The following is a 16,558-nucleotide window of genomic DNA, read 5'->3' as shown; positions in this document are numbered from 1 at the left end:
GAGACACTTATGCCAAAGAAACCCCCAGGGCAAAAGGTGTCTGAAAAAAAGTATGAAATGTTGATAAGGTAGACAGGTTTTAAGCTCGTCAGAACGCTTATAGACCAGTTGAGGTTCACTCCCAGAGAGAGACCTGTATTTCTGCATGGGACCTTGAGGGCCTCCCCACCCCTTTAGACAATAAGGGCGTAACTTAAGAGGTCCTTATGGAATGCAAAGTACAGTGCCCGTATTGCCGGGAAAAGTTCTCTATTCAAGTCTTTCGCGAGGATGGCGAAGACCAGGAGTTTATTTGGGATTGCGAGATTTGCTGCCGCCCTATTGATATCCATGCGCATTGGGACGAAGACCACCGTCGGTTTAGGCTGATGGTAGGACAAGGCGGCGATTTCGATGAAATGCGAATTGACCCGATTTTTTGATTATGTCTTTATGTGCTTATGCACATTCGTCCTTTAGAACTTCGTGATCTTCCGGCGGTTAAAAATTTCACCGATTCTAGCATCGGCCTGAACTACTTTACTTTGAAAGAACTTGAAGAGTGCTTTCAAAAATCTTTTTCGGGCGACGTGATGTGCTCTTTTGTTTTAGCTAATTCTCAAGATGAAATTTTTGGTTTGCGCTTGGCTTATCCGCCGGGCTCTTGGAGCAAAGGCAAAGGAAAGAAACTGCGCCCCGATCTTTGGAAAGTACCACTAGAAAAAGTAGGCTACTTTCAAAGCTTGTTTTTGTCGGAGGCGGTTCAAGGACAAGGCTGGGGCCCTCAACTTTCGGACTCGTCGATCGAGCGTTTTAAACTTGTGGGAACGGAAGCTATTGTCACCCATGCGTGGAAGGAATCCCCGAACAACTCTTCGATTCGCTATTTGACTAAGTTTGGTTTTGAAAGTGTTGCGACTCATCCTGAATATTGGATTGATGTGGACTATGAATGCGTGCGTGACGGAAAACCCTGCCGATGTACGGCAGAAGAAATGATTAAATATCTGTAGGTCTTTATGAGTATTTCTTATTGGCTTGATTCAGCAACTTCTTCATCTCCTTCCGCAAAAGTCTATGACTTTGTGATCGTTGGCGCCGGCATTGCGGGACTCTCTACCGCCTATTGGCTGCAAAAAGAAAATCCCACCGCTCGCATTGCGATCATTGAAAAACACCGCTTGGGATTTGGCGCCTCAGGAAGAAACGCAGGATTTGTGACTTGCGGATCCACCGAGCACTTTATCAAACTCAATGAACAATTTGGTTTACAGAAAGCCACAGAGATCTGGAAGTTTTCTGAAGACAATCGCCAACTTCTTTTAGAGCACATTATTGAAGACAAAGCCGATGAACTGGATTTCCGTCACACGGGTTCTTGCACGGTCGCTCCAAGTTCAGAACATTGGCTGAAATACAGAATGACAGCAAAACTGATGCAGTCCGCTGGCATTGATGTTCATGAAATCGGGCCTACTGATTTAGAAAAAGATTTCGGCGTCACCGGTTTTGAAGGCGGCATTCAATATACAGGTGATGGATACATTCATCCGATCAAACTTCTGCAGCGTCTTCGAAATAAAATCAAAGCCGATATTCACGAAGGCACGGAAGTGTTTTCGGTAAAAGACAAAGGTACAACCCAAGTCTTACGCACAGACCATGGGGATTTTGAAGCTCCCCGAGTGATCTTCACCTTGAACGCTTATTTGCCTTTAGTTTTAAAGAACTTTGAATCCTTGATTAAGCCCGGTCGTGGGCAAATTCTAGTCACAGAACCTTTGCCAGCGTTCGTACGAGGGCCTTGTTACCTGACGAAGCACCTCTGCTACTTCCGTCAACTGCCGACGGGACACTTGCTGATTGGCGGCTTCAGAAATTTAGCGATTGATGTCGAGAATACTTATTCAGATGAAACCACATCGTTAATTCAGACAGCTCTTTTCGACTTCGTAAAGAGCCACTTCAAATACGGGAAAGAAGCGAAGATCGCCTACCAATGGTCCGGCATTATGGGCTTCTCGCCGGATGGCCAAATGATTCTGGGAGCCCTTCCAGAAAACAAAAACATCCACATCATGGCCGGCTGCTCAGGCCACGGCATGGGCCTAAGCTTCAACGCCGCAAAAACCCTCGTGGCCGGCATGCACGGAACCGAAATCCCAAGCCATCTATCAATCTCCCGCTTCTAGAGGTGCCTGCTTCTTTTTTGGGTCTACAGCGCATCAATTGATGCAGCGTAGACCCAAAAAAGAAGCAGGCACTCCAAAAAAAAGCCCAGCGTTTTTAGCTGGGCTTTTTCTTACATGGGCCAGTTGGAAATACTCCCCTGGCGCCTTTTCTGGTTTTCTAAACTTTTCTTAGTTGTAGAACTTGCGGTTTGATTTTGCCATGTTCGTTAATGGAACGGATGGTTTCAAACGGCCGGCTTTACGAGTGGATGCGTACATCGCTAATTGATCGGCGACGTATTGAGTTCCTACGGTGTCTGTGTACTTCAGAAGACCGCCGCGGAATGGAGGGAAGCCTGTTCCCATGATCATCGCAAGGTCGACTTCGTGAGGAGTTTCAACGATGCGGTCTTCAACCAAAGCCAAAGAACACTCGTTCACCATCGCAAACACACCACGCTCGATGCACTCTTTTGAGTCATATGGATTTGTTGGCTGACCCAATCCCAAAGCCGCATAGATGCTTTGGTCGACGTCGCCACGTTTTCCGTCTTCAGAATAGTGATAGAAGCCTTTGCCATTCTTACGACCCAAACGACCGGATTTTTCAAGAGCTTCCATGCAAGGAGCCATCTCGATGCGCTCACCAAAAGCTTTTTTGAAAATCTTAAGAACCTTGATACACACATCAAGACCGACTTCGTCCATCAACTCAAACGGTCCCATCGGCATACCGAATTCTTTAACGTAAGCCTTATCAACCACTTCAATGCTCATACCTTCTTGCATTAAGAAAGCCGCTTCAGCCATATACGGAAGAAGAAGACGATTCACTAAAAAACCGGGACCGTCTTTAACCACAACCGGCATTTTTCCCATCTTCTTAGTCAATTCAAAGATTGTCGCAATAGTTTCATCCGAAGTTTTTTCACCGCGAATAACTTCTACTAAAGGCATTTTGTTCACTGGATTGAAGAAGTGCATACCCGCAAAGTACTCTGGACGTGGATGACCTTTAGACATCTCTGTCACTGACAACGAACTTGTGTTCGTCGCGATAATCGCATCCGGGCGCATTTGGCCAGCGCACTCACCGATCACTTTTTGTTTAATCCCCATGTCTTCAACAATAGCTTCGACAACAACATCCAGATTTTTAAATCCAGAATAATCCGTTGTCACAGACACCATGTCCATTTTTTGTTGGTACTGATACTTATCAATGGATTTACGTTTAAGAAGCTTCATCCAAAGATCCGAAGCATGCTTAAGACCTTTACCCAAAGCATCGGTATTTAAGTCCTTCATACGAACTTGAACACCTTTATCTGCAGCGACGTAAGCGATACCACCACCCATTGTGCCGGCACCAAGAATACCCATACCTTTCACTTCGCGTGGTTTTACATCGACGCCTGGAACACCGTTTTGTTTTTTAACCATTTCGGTCAAATAGAAAACGTGGATCAAGTTTTTAGAAATATCTGTAATACCCAATTCACAGAAGCCTTCACGCTCAATACGCATACCGGCTTCACGGTCACTCATACCGTAAGTTTTTTGAATCACTTCCAAAGCCTTCAAAGGAGCTGGATAGTGACCCTTTGTCGCCTTTAAAACACCCTCACGAGCTTTTTTGAAAACGATGCCACGACCCAAAGCACCCTCAAGAACTTTGTTCACCGCACCTTGAGGCTGGAATTTCTTACGACGTTTTTTCGCGCCGTTAGAGATAATTTCTTTCGCCCATTTGACAGCTTGTTCATCCAAAAGATTGGGATGAACGACTTTATCAACAAGACCTGACTTCAAAGCTTTTTTAGAGTTCACAGATTTACCAGCTAAGATAATATCCAAAGCCGCCTGCAAACCAATCACGCGAGGCATACGTTGCGTACCACCAAACCCCGGCAAGATACCCAACTGAATTTCAGGAAGACCAATTTTCGTAGAGGAATCATCAGAAGCGATACGATAGTCACAAGAAAGAATGAATTCACAACCTCCACCCATGCAAGCACCATGGATAGCCGCCATCGTCGGCATTGGAAGATCTTCCACCATATTCATGATGTCCTGACCACCCTTCACCGCCGCCTCAAACTGATCTTTCGTCGTCATGCTTTTGATTTCTTCAATATCAGCACCCGCAATAAAAATTTTAGGCTTCGCTGACTTAAAGATGACCGCTTTGTAAGAAGACTTCTTAAGCTCTTCAAGAACTTCCTTAAGTCTCATCATAACCGGAGTAGAAAACTTATTAACCTTCTCCCCAACCAAATCAAAAACAACAACCGCAATCTCACCCTGAGGAACGATCTTAATACTCTCTTGAATAGACATTCTGAAAACTCCTAAGTTGCAAAAACAAAAAAAGAAAATTTAAAAATCAAAACTAAAACGCCCCAAAAACCCAGGCCATCGCATCCACCAGAACCAACTGCCGAAGGCCAGAAAACCACAAAAACCGATGCCAGCCCTTGAAACGAACACGTTCTTTGCCGCGAGCTCTGTGCTGGCCTCTGTACTCAGTGGCGAGTTCCGCAGCAGTAGCCCCAAAGGGGCACGTCCGCGAAGACTGTCCGAGCCAATGAGAACAGAGGCCAGCACAGAGCTCGCGGCAAAGCACCGAGATCGACCTACCCCTCGTTCTCAAGAACCATCGATCCGCCTTGGCCTCCACCAATACAAAGTGTCGCCAAGCCAAACTGAACGTTTCTGCGTTTCATCTCTTTTGCCAAAGTAAGAACGATGCGAGTTCCCGTCGCACCCACTGGGTGACCAAAAGCAATCGCGCCGCCGTTCACATTCAAGATGTCATCACGGATTTCACCGACTTTGGAAGTTAAGCCTAATTTTTCTTGGGCAAATTTGTCAGAATCCATAGCTTTTTGGCAGGCCATGACTTGGGCTGCAAACGCTTCGTTCAACTCAACAAGTCCCATGTCTTTCATTGAAAGACCCGCGCGCTTCAACGCCAACGGTGAAGAGTACGCAGGGCCTAATCCCATGCGCTCAGGCTCAAGACCGGCAAAGCCGTAGGAACGGATTGTTGCCAGTGGCTTGTAACCCAAAGAGTCCGCTTTTTCACGAGACATCATCAGCACCATCGCGGCGCCATCTGTGATCGGGCATGAGTTCCCCGCCGTAATAGAACCTGTCGCTTTATCAAAGAAAGGTTTCAATTTTGCCAAAGCTTCGATCGTTTGAGATTCACGAGGACCAATGTCGTCAGAGACAACTTCTTTGTATTCAGGAGACAGATACACCGGAGTGATCTCTTCCTTCATACGTCCCTCTTTCATCGCTTGTGCCGCTCTTAAGTGCGAGCGAAGAGCAAATTGATCTTGCATATCGCGAGATAAGCCCCACTCTTTTGCTAAGATCTCGGCCGTTTGTCCCATGTTGATGCCGACGAAAGGATCTGTTAGACCCAACATCACAGAGATTTGCGGGAAGTGTTCGTCACGCATATTTCCTTGCAACAAAGCTTTGATCTGATTCATGTCTGCTTTGAAAAGCTTCCACAACAAAGGCAAAGCTTGCTTCGGACCTTTTGCCGCAAAAAGACCGTCGTAGATATCTTGGAATTTTTTTGGAAGAAGCGTCGGCATTTGCGACATGCTTTCCGTACCACCAGCAAGAACAACATCCATCGTTCCGGATTTGATTTTTTCGTAACCGTTAGAGATAGACTCTAAAGCGGAAGCACAGTTTCTATGCACTGTGTACGCGGAGGTCTTCAAAGGAATGCCTGAATTCAAAGCAACAACGCGAGAAATGTTTACGGCATCAGGAGGATTTCCGGTGTTGCCGATAATCACTTCGTCAACACTGTTCACATCAAGATTAGTTTTTGCGATGAGTTGTTTTAAGGCAGTTTTTCCAAGTTCTGCCGGATGAACTTTCTTAAGTTTTGTCCCTGCTTTTGCGAACGGTGTACGAACACCTTCAACAAGAACCACATCACGTGGTGATTTCATGCAATTCTCCTTAATTGGTATAAGCCATTAAAATCATATGTCTTTTCGGTTGTTCCACCAAATATAAATAGCAACAAAATGAGGCAGATCTGGACCTGACGCACCGCACCCCTTAGCTTGAAGAACGCGAAAGCCTTGTCCAGCTTGAAGAAGAACCTAAAAAATAGAAGCAGAACTCTAGAAATGAGGAAGGGTCACCTAGACCCTTTTTAAAGAAGCCTCATCGGAATCGCGAGGCTTTATACAAAACAAATCAGCTAATCGCGGATTACGGGCTTTAAGAAAAACACACTCTGCCAAAATAGACGTGTGTGTTCGTAGTTCATGGCCCTGAAGTCTTCTTTTGAAAAAATCGAAGATACAAAAAAACGAGTCAGATCACTTTGAAAACCTGTCGAAATCGGGTCAATGGCAGAGTAAACGATCTCATGCAGGACGAGGGCGACTTTATTGACGTCATCCAGGCGATGCCACATCTTGCGATCGATACGAATCGCGTTCACCCGACGTTCGGCAAATTGCACGAGCGGATAGCCCTTCCAATGACCATCAACGAAATTATCATCTGTGGTTAACACCAAGGGGCCCTCGACCAATTCCCACTGCAGGCGACGAGCGGTGTTATATAAATGCATCATCACTTCTGGAGAAAACTGATTCAGGTCGATGAGTTTTCGATAAATCTTTTCGCGAGGAAAAGACGCCGGAAACAGACGGAAGACGGCTTCTTTTTTCAGTCCTAATACGAAAGTTGTTTTTGAAGGTAGGGAGGCATCATAAGGCGAGCGCTCCAATAGATCCAGAAGATAGGCTTTTTCACCAACGACAATCCCCTTTCCGCCATTGCTTTCTCGATTTTCAAGAGTCCCCGCCGTGGCCACGAAAGAAAACATCAATATGAAAAAGAAACCTAAAGTTTTCATCAGTAGCTCCCTAAGTTTTGTTAATGAGCGGGTAAAGTGAAATGCTCAGTTGGTAAATCTGATCTTTCTCGTCGCAGTCATCCAGAAATTGCCCCAGTTTACGACGGAATTGTTTGATCATTTTTTTGGCTTCAAGAAGTTTTTTTGCACTGGTTGCCATCATCATCGATGACTGATCTCTCTCTTCAAGAGTGAACTTTTCTAAGGCGCTATGCGCCCGAATTAAAATTTCGGATTGCATTTTTCGATGAGCTTCCGACGCGCGAGTTTCGCTTAAAATGTCGGTACTGAAACCCTCGGAAGTGTCGAACCAGCGACCCTTTTCGTCGATCTCTAAAAGCCCCACACGCATCAGTCGATCGCGACACTCGGCCGCTTGTTTTTCGCTAATCCCCACGGTCTTTGCGACCCATTTAAGATCCGGCTCAAAAGACTTCAGCTTCATCAACTCAAGAACTTGGTAATGAGTGATGTCTGAAATTATTTTGAAAGAATCTTCGGAGATCTGCTTGTAAGGAACAATTTTCTTCGGCGTTACCGGAAGAGCTTTACGACGATATTTATTTGCCTCTACTACTTTATAGCGATCAATTTCTTCGGCGCTCAGTCGCAGTTTTTTACCGATACGCTCTACCAACCCGGGATGCACCGGGCGTTCATTGCGCAGGATCTTAGATAAACGCGAGTTGTCGACATCAATAAACAAAGCAAAAGAGCGAAGGGAATATCGAGGATTCACCTTTTTCTTGGCGTCAAAAGTGAACCGCAGAAATTCAACGAAATCTTGCTTTTGCTTCACGTCATTAGTCATGCGGGCAATCAACCGTGCGTACAAGCACTTGTCAATAAGCGGGTACGTTTAACGTACCCAAGTTCTAGAACCACAAAGAAATTTCAGGGACAAATGTACTCGAAATCCGCTACAGATCTGCAATCTACGAAAGACTCCCCGGAATTCTCGTTGCTAAAATGAGGCCTCAACGCTCACAAGGATAGGCATCGTGAATTCAAATACCGTCGTACTCAGACGCAGTTCTCCCCTGACCCGCGAAGAAGTTCGCGCTCTTCTGGAAAGCCTCGTGCAGGCTTTGGTTCCCCAACCTGGAAGCATCCGTGTCAATTACACCCAGGCAGAAAGAACGACGATCTATCACATCGATTGCCCTAAAGAATGCATTGGGCACCTCATTGGAGCTAAGGGTCGTACCGTCTCGAGTTTACGAACACTTCTCACGGCCATCACCGCGGGACACGGCTTCCGATCGATCATTGAAATCCCCTTCTACGAAATATAGGAGATTCATGGGGTTTGCCCCATGCGCCAAAGGCTCGATACGTTGACCCTTTCTGCCCCTCTCTGTAGAGTAATGGCACTTGTCGCAGGACTTTCCTAACCCCTTGAAATGGGTTGATAAATTCTCCAAAAGAAAGTTCTGCTTAACAGCTAAGCATTGGCAGGAAAGGGAGTATCCTTGGATACAAAAACAGAAACAAAAGCCGGCATCAGCAACTTAGATCAAGAGGCCCTTCATTATCACCAAATGGGCAAACCAGGAAAAATCGAAGTTATTTCTTCGAAACCCTGCATGACAGAAAAAGATCTGTCGCTGGCGTACTCACCAGGCGTGGCGGCTCCTTGTAAAGTCATCGCTAAAGACCCTGCTAAAGTTTACGACTACACAGCCAAAGGAAACCTTGTCGCGGTCATCTCAAATGGTACGGCCGTTCTGGGCTTGGGAGATATCGGACCTCTTGCAGGAAAACCTGTGATGGAAGGTAAAGGGATTCTTTTTAAACAGTTTGCGGGTATTGATGTTTTCGATATCGAAGTGGCGACGAAAGATGTGAACGAATTCTGTAATGCGATTCGCGTGCTTGAGCCTACCTTCGGCGGTATCAACTTGGAAGATATCAAGGCGCCAGAGTGTTTCGAGATTGAAGAGCGCTTGAAAAAAGAAATGAAAATCCCTGTTTTCCACGACGACCAACATGGAACGGCGATTGTCTCCGGTGCGGCTCTTTTGAATGCCTGTGAAATCACGGGTCGTAAAATGCAAGACATCCGCATCGTCGTGAACGGCGCAGGGGCTTCTGCAAATTCGTGTGCGAAGATCTTTATCGCGCTGGGTGCTCGCCGTGAAAACATCATCATGTGTGACTCTCAAGGTGTCATCTATAAAGGCCGTACAAACGGCATGAACAAATACAAAGAGTTCTTTGCTTCTGAAACTGAAGCGCGCACACTCAGTGAAGCCTTAAGAGGCGCGGACGTTTTCGTCGGCCTTTCGGTTGCGGGCGCTTTAACGCCGGAAATGCTGAAAGATATGGCCAAAGATCCTATCATCTTTGCCATGGCAAACCCTGAGCCCGAAATCACTCCTGACAAAGCCCGTGCAGCTCGTCCGGATGCCATCATTGCCACAGGCCGCTCTGACTATCCAAACCAAGTGAACAACGTTCTTGGCTTCCCGTCTATTTTCCGTGGCGCCCTGGACACACGTTCGACACAAATCAATGAAGAGATGAAACTCGCGGCGGTTCAAGCCTTGGCGAAGTTGGCGCGTGAAGACGTTCCAGACAATGTCTCTGCGACCTACGGTGGTAAGAGCTTTAAATTTGGTCGTGAATACTTAATTCCAAAACCTTTCGACACGCGCGTGTTATTGTGGGTTGCTCCGCAAGTAGCAAAAGCCGCGATGGACACTGGCGTTGCCACAAGAAACATTGAAGATTGGGATGCTTACCGCAACTCTCTAGAAGCTTTGCAAGGTCCTTCGAAAGTCTTCATCCGTTCTGCGATCAATCGCGTTCACCAAAACTCCGCAGCCGCTGGCGGTGAACTTCCAAAAATCGTATTTCCCGAAGGAACAAGTTCTAAAGTCCTTAAGGCCTTGGCGGTTTTGGTTGAAGAAAAAATCTGTCAGCCTATACTTCTTGGTTATCCCGAGCGCGTAAAAGAAAAAATCAATGCCTTGGATATTCCGGCATTAAAGAACGTGCCGGTGATTCACCCTTCGAATTATCCGAAATACTACGCTTATGTTGAAAAGCTTTATTCTTTAAGACAGCGTAAAGGCATCAACTTGCGTGAAGCAGAACGCCTCATGGCTGAACCAAACTACTTCGCGGCGATGATGGTTCACATGGGTGATGCTGACGGTATGGTGAGTGGCGCATCCATCAACTATGCTGATGCTGTTCGTCCAATTTTGCAAACTATCGGCGTTTATCAAAATGGCGTTCCTGCGGGCTTGAACTTTATTCTTCTTGAAGACAAGTTCTTGGTTCTTGCTGATACAACAGTGAACTTTAATCCGTCTGCAGAACAATGTGCTCAGATCGCTATTCAAGCGGCGAAGATTGTTGAATACTTCGGTATTGAGCCGCGCGTGGCGATGCTCAGCTACTCAAATTTCAGTGGCTCTAGCGGAACACCGAACAAGATGAAACAAGCCGCAGAGATCGTTAAGAAGCTTCGCCCTGGCATCATGGTGGATGGCGATATGCAAGCCGACACGGCCGTAAATCCAGAGATCATGGAAAGACTTTTCCCATTCTCAGATCTTAAAGGTGGAGCCAATGTTCTTGTATTCCCGAACCTGGAAGCTTCGAACATCGCCTACAAGTTAATCCAACAAGTAGGTAAAGTCGAAGTGATCGGACCTTTCCTCACGGGAGTTAGACGTTCAGCAAACGTTCTTCAAAGAACAACGACAGTGGATGGCATCGTGAACTCCGTGGTGTTCACGGCACTGGAAGCTCAGTTTATCAAAGAAGTTTTGAAGTCACGTGGTAAGTAATCTTATTTGGCTCTTCCTCAGGCTGGGAGCCACCTCTTTTGGTGGCCCGGCTGCTCATATCGCCATGATGGAGGAAGAGTTTGTTCATCGCCGTCAGTGGCTGACACGCGAAAAATTTCTGCATCTTCTGGGACTGACTCAACTTATTCCAGGTCCGAATTCGACCGAGATGGCCATGCATATTGGCTATACACGCGCAGGATGGAAAGGTTTCTTTTTAGCCGGTCTTTGCTTCATTCTGCCCGCCTACTTTCTAGTTTTAGGCGTCGCGGTTCTTTATCAAAGATACGCAAGTCTTCCTGACCTTCAAAGCTTTCTTCTAGGTGCGAAGTCCGTCGTTATTTCTGTTATCGCCCTGGCCCTGTGGCGTTTTTTAAAAAGCAGTTTTGAAGTTGAAAAGGCTCCGGATTTTTTTGCCTCCTCTTTCTGGAAAAAGAAACAAAATATTCTTCTGACCTTCATCTTTTTGGCAGCGCTGTACATGAAGTCGAAAGACGTTTCTGAAATCGTCATCCTTTTAAACTGTGGCTTGATTTCACTTTTTATTTCTCGCAGTCCTTCATTTCACACGCGAGAACTAGGAAGTTTATTTTGGGTGTTTTTAAAAATCGGATCCCTTCTGTTTGGAAGTGGATACGTCTTACTGAGCTTTTTAAAGACAGAGTTGATTGAAAAAAGAAGCTGGATTACAGAGACCCAACTCTTGGATGGAATTCTTGTCGGACAATTCACTCCAGGTCCCGTTTTCACGACGGCGACTTTCTTAGGATATTTAACCGATGGCTTCGCGGGTTCGCTCGTTGCTACGGTCGGAATCTTCCTGCCCGCCTTTGTATTCGTAGCCCTGACGATTCCTTTTTACTCGAAACTCGAGTCTTCTTTCACCGTACGGATGATTTTGAATGGCGTGGTTGTCGGATCGCTGGGACTTCTCACCTACACTCTTATAGCCTTAGGTCGAGATGTCTTTACGAGTGGACTTCTGAGCGGGCTTGCTCTTATCGCATTTTTAGCGCTGATAAAAACAAAAACTCCCAGCTCTGTTTTGATTTTGTTAGGCGGATCTTTATCCTATTTTTTCAGCAAAATTTAACTTTGTCGGCATTGTCAGTTGTGCTACTCTTAAGTCTAGGAGCTCCAAGAATCGGAGTGACATACTTCAGGGAGGATTGTTTTAATTGACTAATCAAGCCCATGTATCTGCCCAGGATAGAGTCATCGTCATCGGCGTCGGATTAAAGACCGAGCCACTCACCGAAATTAAAGAAAATCTATTGGAACTTGAAGAACTCGTCTCTGCCGCGGGCGGCGAAGTCGTGGGTTCTATTATTCAAGTTTTGCCTCAGTGGAATCCTGCGACCTTGATCGGCACAGGAAAGGTTGAGGAAGTGGCCGAAATGGTCCGCGACAGTCGCGCGAACATCGTCGTGATGGACCATCAGCTGTCTGGCGTTCAACAACGTAACTTAGCCCAAGTGGTGAAAGCCCGCGTGATTGACCGCAATCAATTGATTCTAGATATTTTCGCGCAACGAGCGCAGACCTTTGAAGGAAAACTTCAAGTGGAACTTGCACAGTTGCTGGATCAGATGCCCCGCATGGTCGGCGCTTGGTTAGAATCTTTATCACGTCAAGGTGGTGGTATCGGAACTCGTGGTCCGGGTGAAACCGCCCTTGAAAACGACCGCCGTCGCATCCGTGAGCGTGTTGCGATTATTAAGAAAAAACTTGAAGGTGTTCGCAAAAACCGCGCGCAACACAGGCAATCCCGACGTCGTCATGAGATCCCCTCCTTTGCCCTTATTGGCTACACGAACTCTGGAAAAAGCTCTTTGCTCAATCGGCTCACCGGGGCCCAAGTCATGGCAAAGAACCAAGTGTTTGCGACTTTGGATCCGACGACACGCAAAATCTTCTTACCCGACGGACCTCCCGGCGTTGTCACGGATACGGTGGGATTTATTCGCAAACTTCCCACACAGTTGATTGAGGCCTTTAAAGCAACACTGGAAGAATCTTCCGATGCCGATGTCCTTTTGCATGTGATTGATCTTTCTTCACCTAATATGGAACGCCAGGTAGAGGTTGTTGAAGCCTTGATTAAAGAATTCAACTGGCAGGATAAAAAAATCATCCACGTGTACAACAAATGTGATGTCGCGCCTTTAGAAAGACAATTTAGAGTGAAACACTATCCACGTGTTTTTGTCAGCGCTTTAACTGGTCAAGGTATTGAACAGCTTAAAAAACTGATGGCGCAAACTGTGAGCGAGATGCAGACCGATGTGCAGCTTTACTTCCCACGTTCTGAAGAATACAAAATCTTTGATTTGGGACGAGAAGCGCAAATCACTCGCAAAGAGACAGCAACTGAAGGAACCGTGTGCTACACCCAACTGACTCCGTCACTGCTGAATCGTTGGAAAGACTATATCGTAAAATAATGAACGTCTGCTCCTGGGACACTCTGGAGCAGAATCTTTCCTAAAGCTCGACCTAGGTCTTTAACTGTACCCACTTTTTCCTTAATGTTCAGAAGCACTCACCGATAAGGCCAAGGTGAGGCTATTCTTATTTGCATTTCTTTTTACGATTTTAATGACCGACGCTGCAAGAGCTCAGCACGCCTGCATTAATGATAAAGGTGGCATTAAAGGCGTTCAAAGCCAGTCTATTAATAAATCCTTTGAAAGCTCGAGAGATCCTTTAACTTTGGATTATCAACTGAGCACGAATGGCATGCCTCGAACCCCCGGATACTGTGCCCGCTGCGCGACTGCGAAACCCAATCAAGTTCAGGCCTTAACCGATCATCTTCAACAGGTGGTCGCAGAGGTTACACAGACAAAAAAAATCAAACGCTCTTGTATTGAGGCCTCCCTTCAACGCGAAGTTGGTAACACCGGTTACACTTGCACCGGTGGAACAAAAAAAGCCTTTGATAATGCAGGATCATCAGCTCCCTGCCTCAACCAGAATGTCGTCAACTTCATTCAGTTCGCACTTAACAAAGCAATCAACTGCCTGTCGACAGGAAGAGATCCTATCGACAGTCGTTTCATTCTTAAAAAAATCAATAATGAAACGGCCTTTAACTTTTTCTTGGCCTACAACGGCGGCGTCGGAATCGGACAACTGACATCAAATCCCGTGAAAGAAATCGCAGGCTGGAAGGAAGGTAAAACCTTCCATGAAGGTAATGCTAAGCATGTCCTTGAAGGTGTTTTAGACAGCGCCAACCCAGCTTGTGCTCCGTTTGCTGAGATTTTAAAAAATGAAGATGAAAAGGCTCCACCCCTTCCCGGCTCTCCAAAAAATTACTGTAAGTGGGTTAGCCCTGGCGAAGGTATCGGTCGAAATTTAATCTATGCCTTAGGTTATTATGTCTATATGCGCGACGACGTGATCCGTCCAGCGATTGAGAAGCGCGCACCTAACATGGCTAAGAACAGCGACCTTGTAAACTATTTTACCTTAGTAGCTTACGGCCCTGGCGGCCCAGCGCAATCATTAGCCATGATTAAAAACTTCCGCCTTTCTAACAAGTCCAACCCGCAGGATATAAGAACTAAGATTCTTAAAAACAGCGGCTACGTCAATCAGACTGAACAGAAGATGTTAGAACTTTTGGGACACTTAAAAGAAGAACCATATTCCGCTGACGACAAGAAAGGAAATACATGTATCGAATAATCCTTCTTGTCTGCTTCCTGTACACTCCGGCTTTTGCTAAAAACAAGACTGTTCAGGATTTTTACACCGAATCCCAAACCCTACTGCAAAAAGCACAGTCAGCAAAAACACTTCAGGAAAAACAGAGTCATCTAAAGTCTTTGGAAAAATCCTTGAAAGCGTCTTTACAAGAATACGAAAAAGAAAATCCCGAAGAAGCCAAGGGCGAAGAAAAAGAAGTGTCTTTACTTGAAAGCACTCTAGAGCCTGTTTTTGAACTGAAAGACAAAAAGTCCCTGACACCCAAAGACTGCGAATCAAAAAAACAATTTATCATCACCGGCGACAGCATGGGACGCCCCGAAGAAGCGCCACGAACAAAAACAGCGCAAGAGGCCTTGCGCTGGATCGATGTTCTTTGCAAATAATTTAAATATCAGCCTTGCTTCTGTTTAAGACGATGTTCACGACGAGTTTTCGCAGCTTCGAAACGGCGACGATCGTCGTCTGTCTCTAAAGTTAAAGCTGGAATTTCAGTAGGCTTCCCGTTAGAACCCAGGGCCACGAATGTACAATAAGCCGAAGCGGTATGAAATGTTTCGCCCGTTTTAGGATTTTCCGCATCGACACGAACGCCGACTTCCATAGAAGTTCTTGAAGTGTAATTCACACTCGCCTTCAGATTCACCACCCAGCCTTTATAGACTGGAGCTACGAAATCCAAACGATCAATACTCGCCGTTACAACTTCTTTATTAGAATGTCTTTGTGCTGCAATTGCGGCGGCGATATCGATCCAGGACATGATCGTTCCACCAAAGATAGTCCCTAAAGAATTCGTATGAGAGGGTAAAACCAATTGAGTCATTATGACTTGAGAAGCGGAAACAGGCTTGGCGTTTTTCAAAGTTGAGTTCCCTTCAGAAAAAAACAAAGCGCAGGATAGCTTAGACCAAAGTCACCGCCGCCTGCGCTCTTAGAAATCCTAATCAATTAAGATTAGATTCCACCCATACCGATGTCAGAATTACCACCACGGTTCAATCCGCCACCTGGAAGAGTTGTAGTACCACCCGCAACTGTCGCAGATCCTGCTGGGATCGTTTGAGTCGCGTTGTTATTGAATGCAGTCGCTGCAGCTGCACTTTGGTTGTTGTTTTCAGCGCGAACTTCGCTCTCAACAAAACCAAGGTGAGGTAAGCACCATACGATCAACTGTGCACGAGACTTAACATTCATTTTTTTATAAATGTTTGTGAGGTGAAATTTTACTGTTTTTTCAGTAACAAAAAGCTGATTCGCAACTTCCTTGTTGGACAAGCCCTTTGAAACAAGTTCAGCAACTTCTGCCTCTCTGTTTGAAAGACCTTTTTGAATGAGGACATCTCTGAGCATCCTTGCTCCCTCCCGCTAAATTGTTTTTAAATCCGTCTAAACCTTGTACGCCACCCAGGACTCATGTCCAAAAAGTAGCACGACCACCTGTAATAAAGTCTGACAACAATTTTTAGAATTCGCAATAGGTTTGGACTCTAGTTTTAAAAAACTAGACCGATATGTATGGTGATTTTACAGGGTTTCACCTTTTCAGGAGATATTATGTTTCCCACAAATACGAAGTTTTTGGTCGTCGATGACTTCGCAACTATGCGAAAAATCATTAAAAAAGTGCTAAACGAGCTAGGTTACACAAACGTCGAGGAAGCCGACGACGGTAAAACAGCCTTACCAATGATCCAGGCTGCAAATGATGCAGGACAGCCTTACGGCTTTATCATCTCGGACTGGAATATGCCAGGAATGCAAGGTATCGACCTTTTGAAGGCTTGCAAAGCCGATCCTCGCTTTAAGTCTACTCCTTTCATGCTTGTAACAGCAGAGTCTGAACAGAAGCACATCCTTGAAGCTGCGAAAGCCGGCGTATCTGATTACGTTGTGAAACCTTTCAATTCGGCGACGCTTAAAGGAAAAATGGAGCGCGTTTGGGCGAAACACAATCCTTCTTCACAAGCTAAAGCTTCTTAAGAGCT

General features: G+C 45.8%; 16 protein-coding genes. 10 read left to right on the top strand and 6 right to left on the bottom strand.

Annotation, left to right across the window (positions count from 1 at the left end):
• The first annotated feature begins 206 nt into the window (after window positions 1-206).
• From ACLWBD_RS08310 to ACLWBD_RS08300, 3 genes are read left to right on the top strand one after another with little or no spacing between them, the layout of a single operon-like run.
• Window positions 207-422 carry a CPXCG motif-containing cysteine-rich protein gene (locus ACLWBD_RS08310; protein ID WP_063243160.1) on the top strand — a complete coding sequence of 72 codons (216 nt, stop codon included), beginning with the start codon at window positions 207-209 and terminating at the stop codon, window positions 420-422.
• 18 nt (window positions 423-440) lie between these two features.
• The gene (locus ACLWBD_RS08305; protein WP_413570562.1) at window positions 441-992 is read left to right on the top strand and encodes a GNAT family N-acetyltransferase; all 552 of its coding nucleotides are present in this window, start codon (window positions 441-443) and stop codon (window positions 990-992) included.
• Window positions 993-998: 6 nt separating this feature from the next.
• Window positions 999-2,171 carry an NAD(P)/FAD-dependent oxidoreductase gene (locus tag ACLWBD_RS08300; RefSeq protein WP_413570561.1) on the top strand — a complete coding sequence of 391 codons (1,173 nt, stop codon included), beginning with the start codon at window positions 999-1,001 and terminating at the stop codon, window positions 2,169-2,171.
• A 168-nt stretch (window positions 2,172-2,339) separates the two neighbouring features.
• Here ACLWBD_RS08300 and ACLWBD_RS08295 read toward each other — a convergent pair whose 3' ends face one another.
• From ACLWBD_RS08295 to ACLWBD_RS08280, 4 genes are all read right to left on the bottom strand, one after another.
• Window positions 2,340-4,493: a 3-hydroxyacyl-CoA dehydrogenase NAD-binding domain-containing protein gene (locus ACLWBD_RS08295; protein WP_063207675.1), complete on the bottom strand. Its 2,154-nt coding sequence runs from the start codon at window positions 4,491-4,493 to the stop codon at window positions 2,340-2,342.
• A 296-nt stretch (window positions 4,494-4,789) separates the two neighbouring features.
• Window positions 4,790-6,133 carry a thiolase family protein gene (locus tag ACLWBD_RS08290; protein ID WP_063207681.1) on the bottom strand — a complete coding sequence of 448 codons (1,344 nt, stop codon included), beginning with the start codon at window positions 6,131-6,133 and terminating at the stop codon, window positions 4,790-4,792.
• Between the two features lie 257 nt (window positions 6,134-6,390).
• The gene (locus ACLWBD_RS08285) at window positions 6,391-7,056 is read right to left on the bottom strand and encodes a hypothetical protein (protein ID WP_063207684.1); all 666 of its coding nucleotides are present in this window, start codon (window positions 7,054-7,056) and stop codon (window positions 6,391-6,393) included.
• A gap of 10 nt (window positions 7,057-7,066) precedes the next feature.
• On the bottom strand, window positions 7,067-7,855 hold the full coding sequence (locus ACLWBD_RS08280; RefSeq protein ID WP_413570559.1) for a DUF4423 domain-containing protein: 789 nt from the start codon (window positions 7,853-7,855) through the stop codon (window positions 7,067-7,069).
• A gap of 202 nt (window positions 7,856-8,057) precedes the next feature.
• Between ACLWBD_RS08280 and ACLWBD_RS08275 the strand changes: the two genes are divergently transcribed.
• The 6 genes from ACLWBD_RS08275 (at window position 8,058) to ACLWBD_RS08250 (ending at window position 14,956) form a co-directional block, all read left to right on the top strand.
• A complete protein-coding gene (locus ACLWBD_RS08275) occupies window positions 8,058-8,351 on the top strand; it encodes a KH domain-containing protein (protein WP_301335617.1) in 294 nt (97 codons plus the stop codon).
• Between the two features lie 246 nt (window positions 8,352-8,597).
• Entirely contained in the window at window positions 8,598-10,856 is a 2,259-nt protein-coding gene (locus ACLWBD_RS08270; protein WP_063207951.1) for an NADP-dependent malic enzyme, read from the top strand.
• Window positions 10,846-11,949 carry a chromate efflux transporter gene (gene chrA / locus ACLWBD_RS08265; protein ID WP_413570557.1) on the top strand — a complete coding sequence of 368 codons (1,104 nt, stop codon included), beginning with the start codon at window positions 10,846-10,848 and terminating at the stop codon, window positions 11,947-11,949. The genes ACLWBD_RS08270 and chrA overlap by 11 nt, the downstream gene beginning before the upstream one ends.
• 85 nt (window positions 11,950-12,034) lie before the next feature.
• Window positions 12,035-13,300, top strand: a complete 1,266-nt coding sequence (gene hflX, locus ACLWBD_RS08260) for a GTPase HflX (protein WP_063207693.1) — start codon at window positions 12,035-12,037, stop codon at window positions 13,298-13,300.
• A gap of 115 nt (window positions 13,301-13,415) precedes the next feature.
• Window positions 13,416-14,549 (top strand): hypothetical protein, encoded by a 1,134-nt coding sequence (locus ACLWBD_RS08255; protein ID WP_413570555.1) that lies wholly within the window; start codon window positions 13,416-13,418, stop codon window positions 14,547-14,549.
• Window positions 14,537-14,956: a hypothetical protein gene (locus ACLWBD_RS08250; protein ID WP_413570553.1), complete on the top strand. Its 420-nt coding sequence runs from the start codon at window positions 14,537-14,539 to the stop codon at window positions 14,954-14,956. Before ACLWBD_RS08255 ends, ACLWBD_RS08250 begins: the two co-directional genes overlap by 13 nt.
• Before the next feature lie 8 nt (window positions 14,957-14,964).
• On the opposite strand, the gene ACLWBD_RS08245 is transcribed toward ACLWBD_RS08250, so the two are convergent.
• Window positions 14,965-15,396 carry an acyl-CoA thioesterase gene (locus ACLWBD_RS08245; protein WP_413570729.1) on the bottom strand — a complete coding sequence of 144 codons (432 nt, stop codon included), beginning with the start codon at window positions 15,394-15,396 and terminating at the stop codon, window positions 14,965-14,967.
• Between the two features lie 131 nt (window positions 15,397-15,527).
• Window positions 15,528-15,923 (bottom strand): helix-turn-helix domain-containing protein, encoded by a 396-nt coding sequence (locus tag ACLWBD_RS08240; protein ID WP_063207696.1) that lies wholly within the window; start codon window positions 15,921-15,923, stop codon window positions 15,528-15,530.
• Between the two features lie 204 nt (window positions 15,924-16,127).
• On the opposite strand from ACLWBD_RS08240, the gene ACLWBD_RS08235 reads away from it, so the two are divergent.
• Entirely contained in the window at window positions 16,128-16,553 is a 426-nt protein-coding gene (locus ACLWBD_RS08235) for a response regulator (protein WP_041873964.1), read from the top strand.
• The last annotated feature ends 5 nt before the right edge of the window (window positions 16,554-16,558 follow it).

The sequence above is a fragment of the Bdellovibrio sp. HCB117 genome (genome assembly GCF_047305915.1).
Lineage (GTDB): Bacteria > Bdellovibrionota > Bdellovibrionia > Bdellovibrionales > Bdellovibrionaceae > Bdellovibrio > Bdellovibrio bacteriovorus_B.
The sequence above is the reverse complement of the archived record's forward strand: the minus strand, read 5'-3'. Positions and strand labels throughout refer to the sequence as shown.

Excerpts from the sequence above, each read along its gene's own strand:
- ACLWBD_RS08285 (WP_063207684.1), bottom strand. The coding sequence starts at position 7,056 with ATGAAAACTTTAGGTTTCTTTTTCATATTGATGTTTTCTTTCGTGGCC.
- ACLWBD_RS08295 (WP_063207675.1), bottom strand. The coding sequence starts at position 4,493 with ATGTCTATTCAAGAGAGTATTAAGATCGTTCCTCAGGGTGAGATTGCG.
- ACLWBD_RS08290 (WP_063207681.1), bottom strand. The coding sequence starts at position 6,133 with ATGAAATCACCACGTGATGTGGTTCTTGTTGAAGGTGTTCGTACACCG.
- ACLWBD_RS08250 (WP_413570553.1), top strand. The coding sequence starts at position 14,537 with ATGTATCGAATAATCCTTCTTGTCTGCTTCCTGTACACTCCGGCTTTT.
- ACLWBD_RS08300 (WP_413570561.1), top strand. The coding sequence starts at position 999 with ATGAGTATTTCTTATTGGCTTGATTCAGCAACTTCTTCATCTCCTTCC.
- ACLWBD_RS08245 (WP_413570729.1), bottom strand. The coding sequence starts at position 15,396 with ATGACTCAATTGGTTTTACCCTCTCATACGAATTCTTTAGGGACTATC.
- ACLWBD_RS08310 (WP_063243160.1), top strand. The coding sequence starts at position 207 with ATGGAATGCAAAGTACAGTGCCCGTATTGCCGGGAAAAGTTCTCTATT.
- ACLWBD_RS08270 (WP_063207951.1), top strand. The coding sequence starts at position 8,598 with ATGGGCAAACCAGGAAAAATCGAAGTTATTTCTTCGAAACCCTGCATG.
- ACLWBD_RS08305 (WP_413570562.1), top strand. The coding sequence starts at position 441 with ATGCACATTCGTCCTTTAGAACTTCGTGATCTTCCGGCGGTTAAAAAT.
- ACLWBD_RS08240 (WP_063207696.1), bottom strand. The coding sequence starts at position 15,923 with ATGCTCAGAGATGTCCTCATTCAAAAAGGTCTTTCAAACAGAGAGGCA.
- ACLWBD_RS08235 (WP_041873964.1), top strand. The coding sequence starts at position 16,128 with ATGTTTCCCACAAATACGAAGTTTTTGGTCGTCGATGACTTCGCAACT.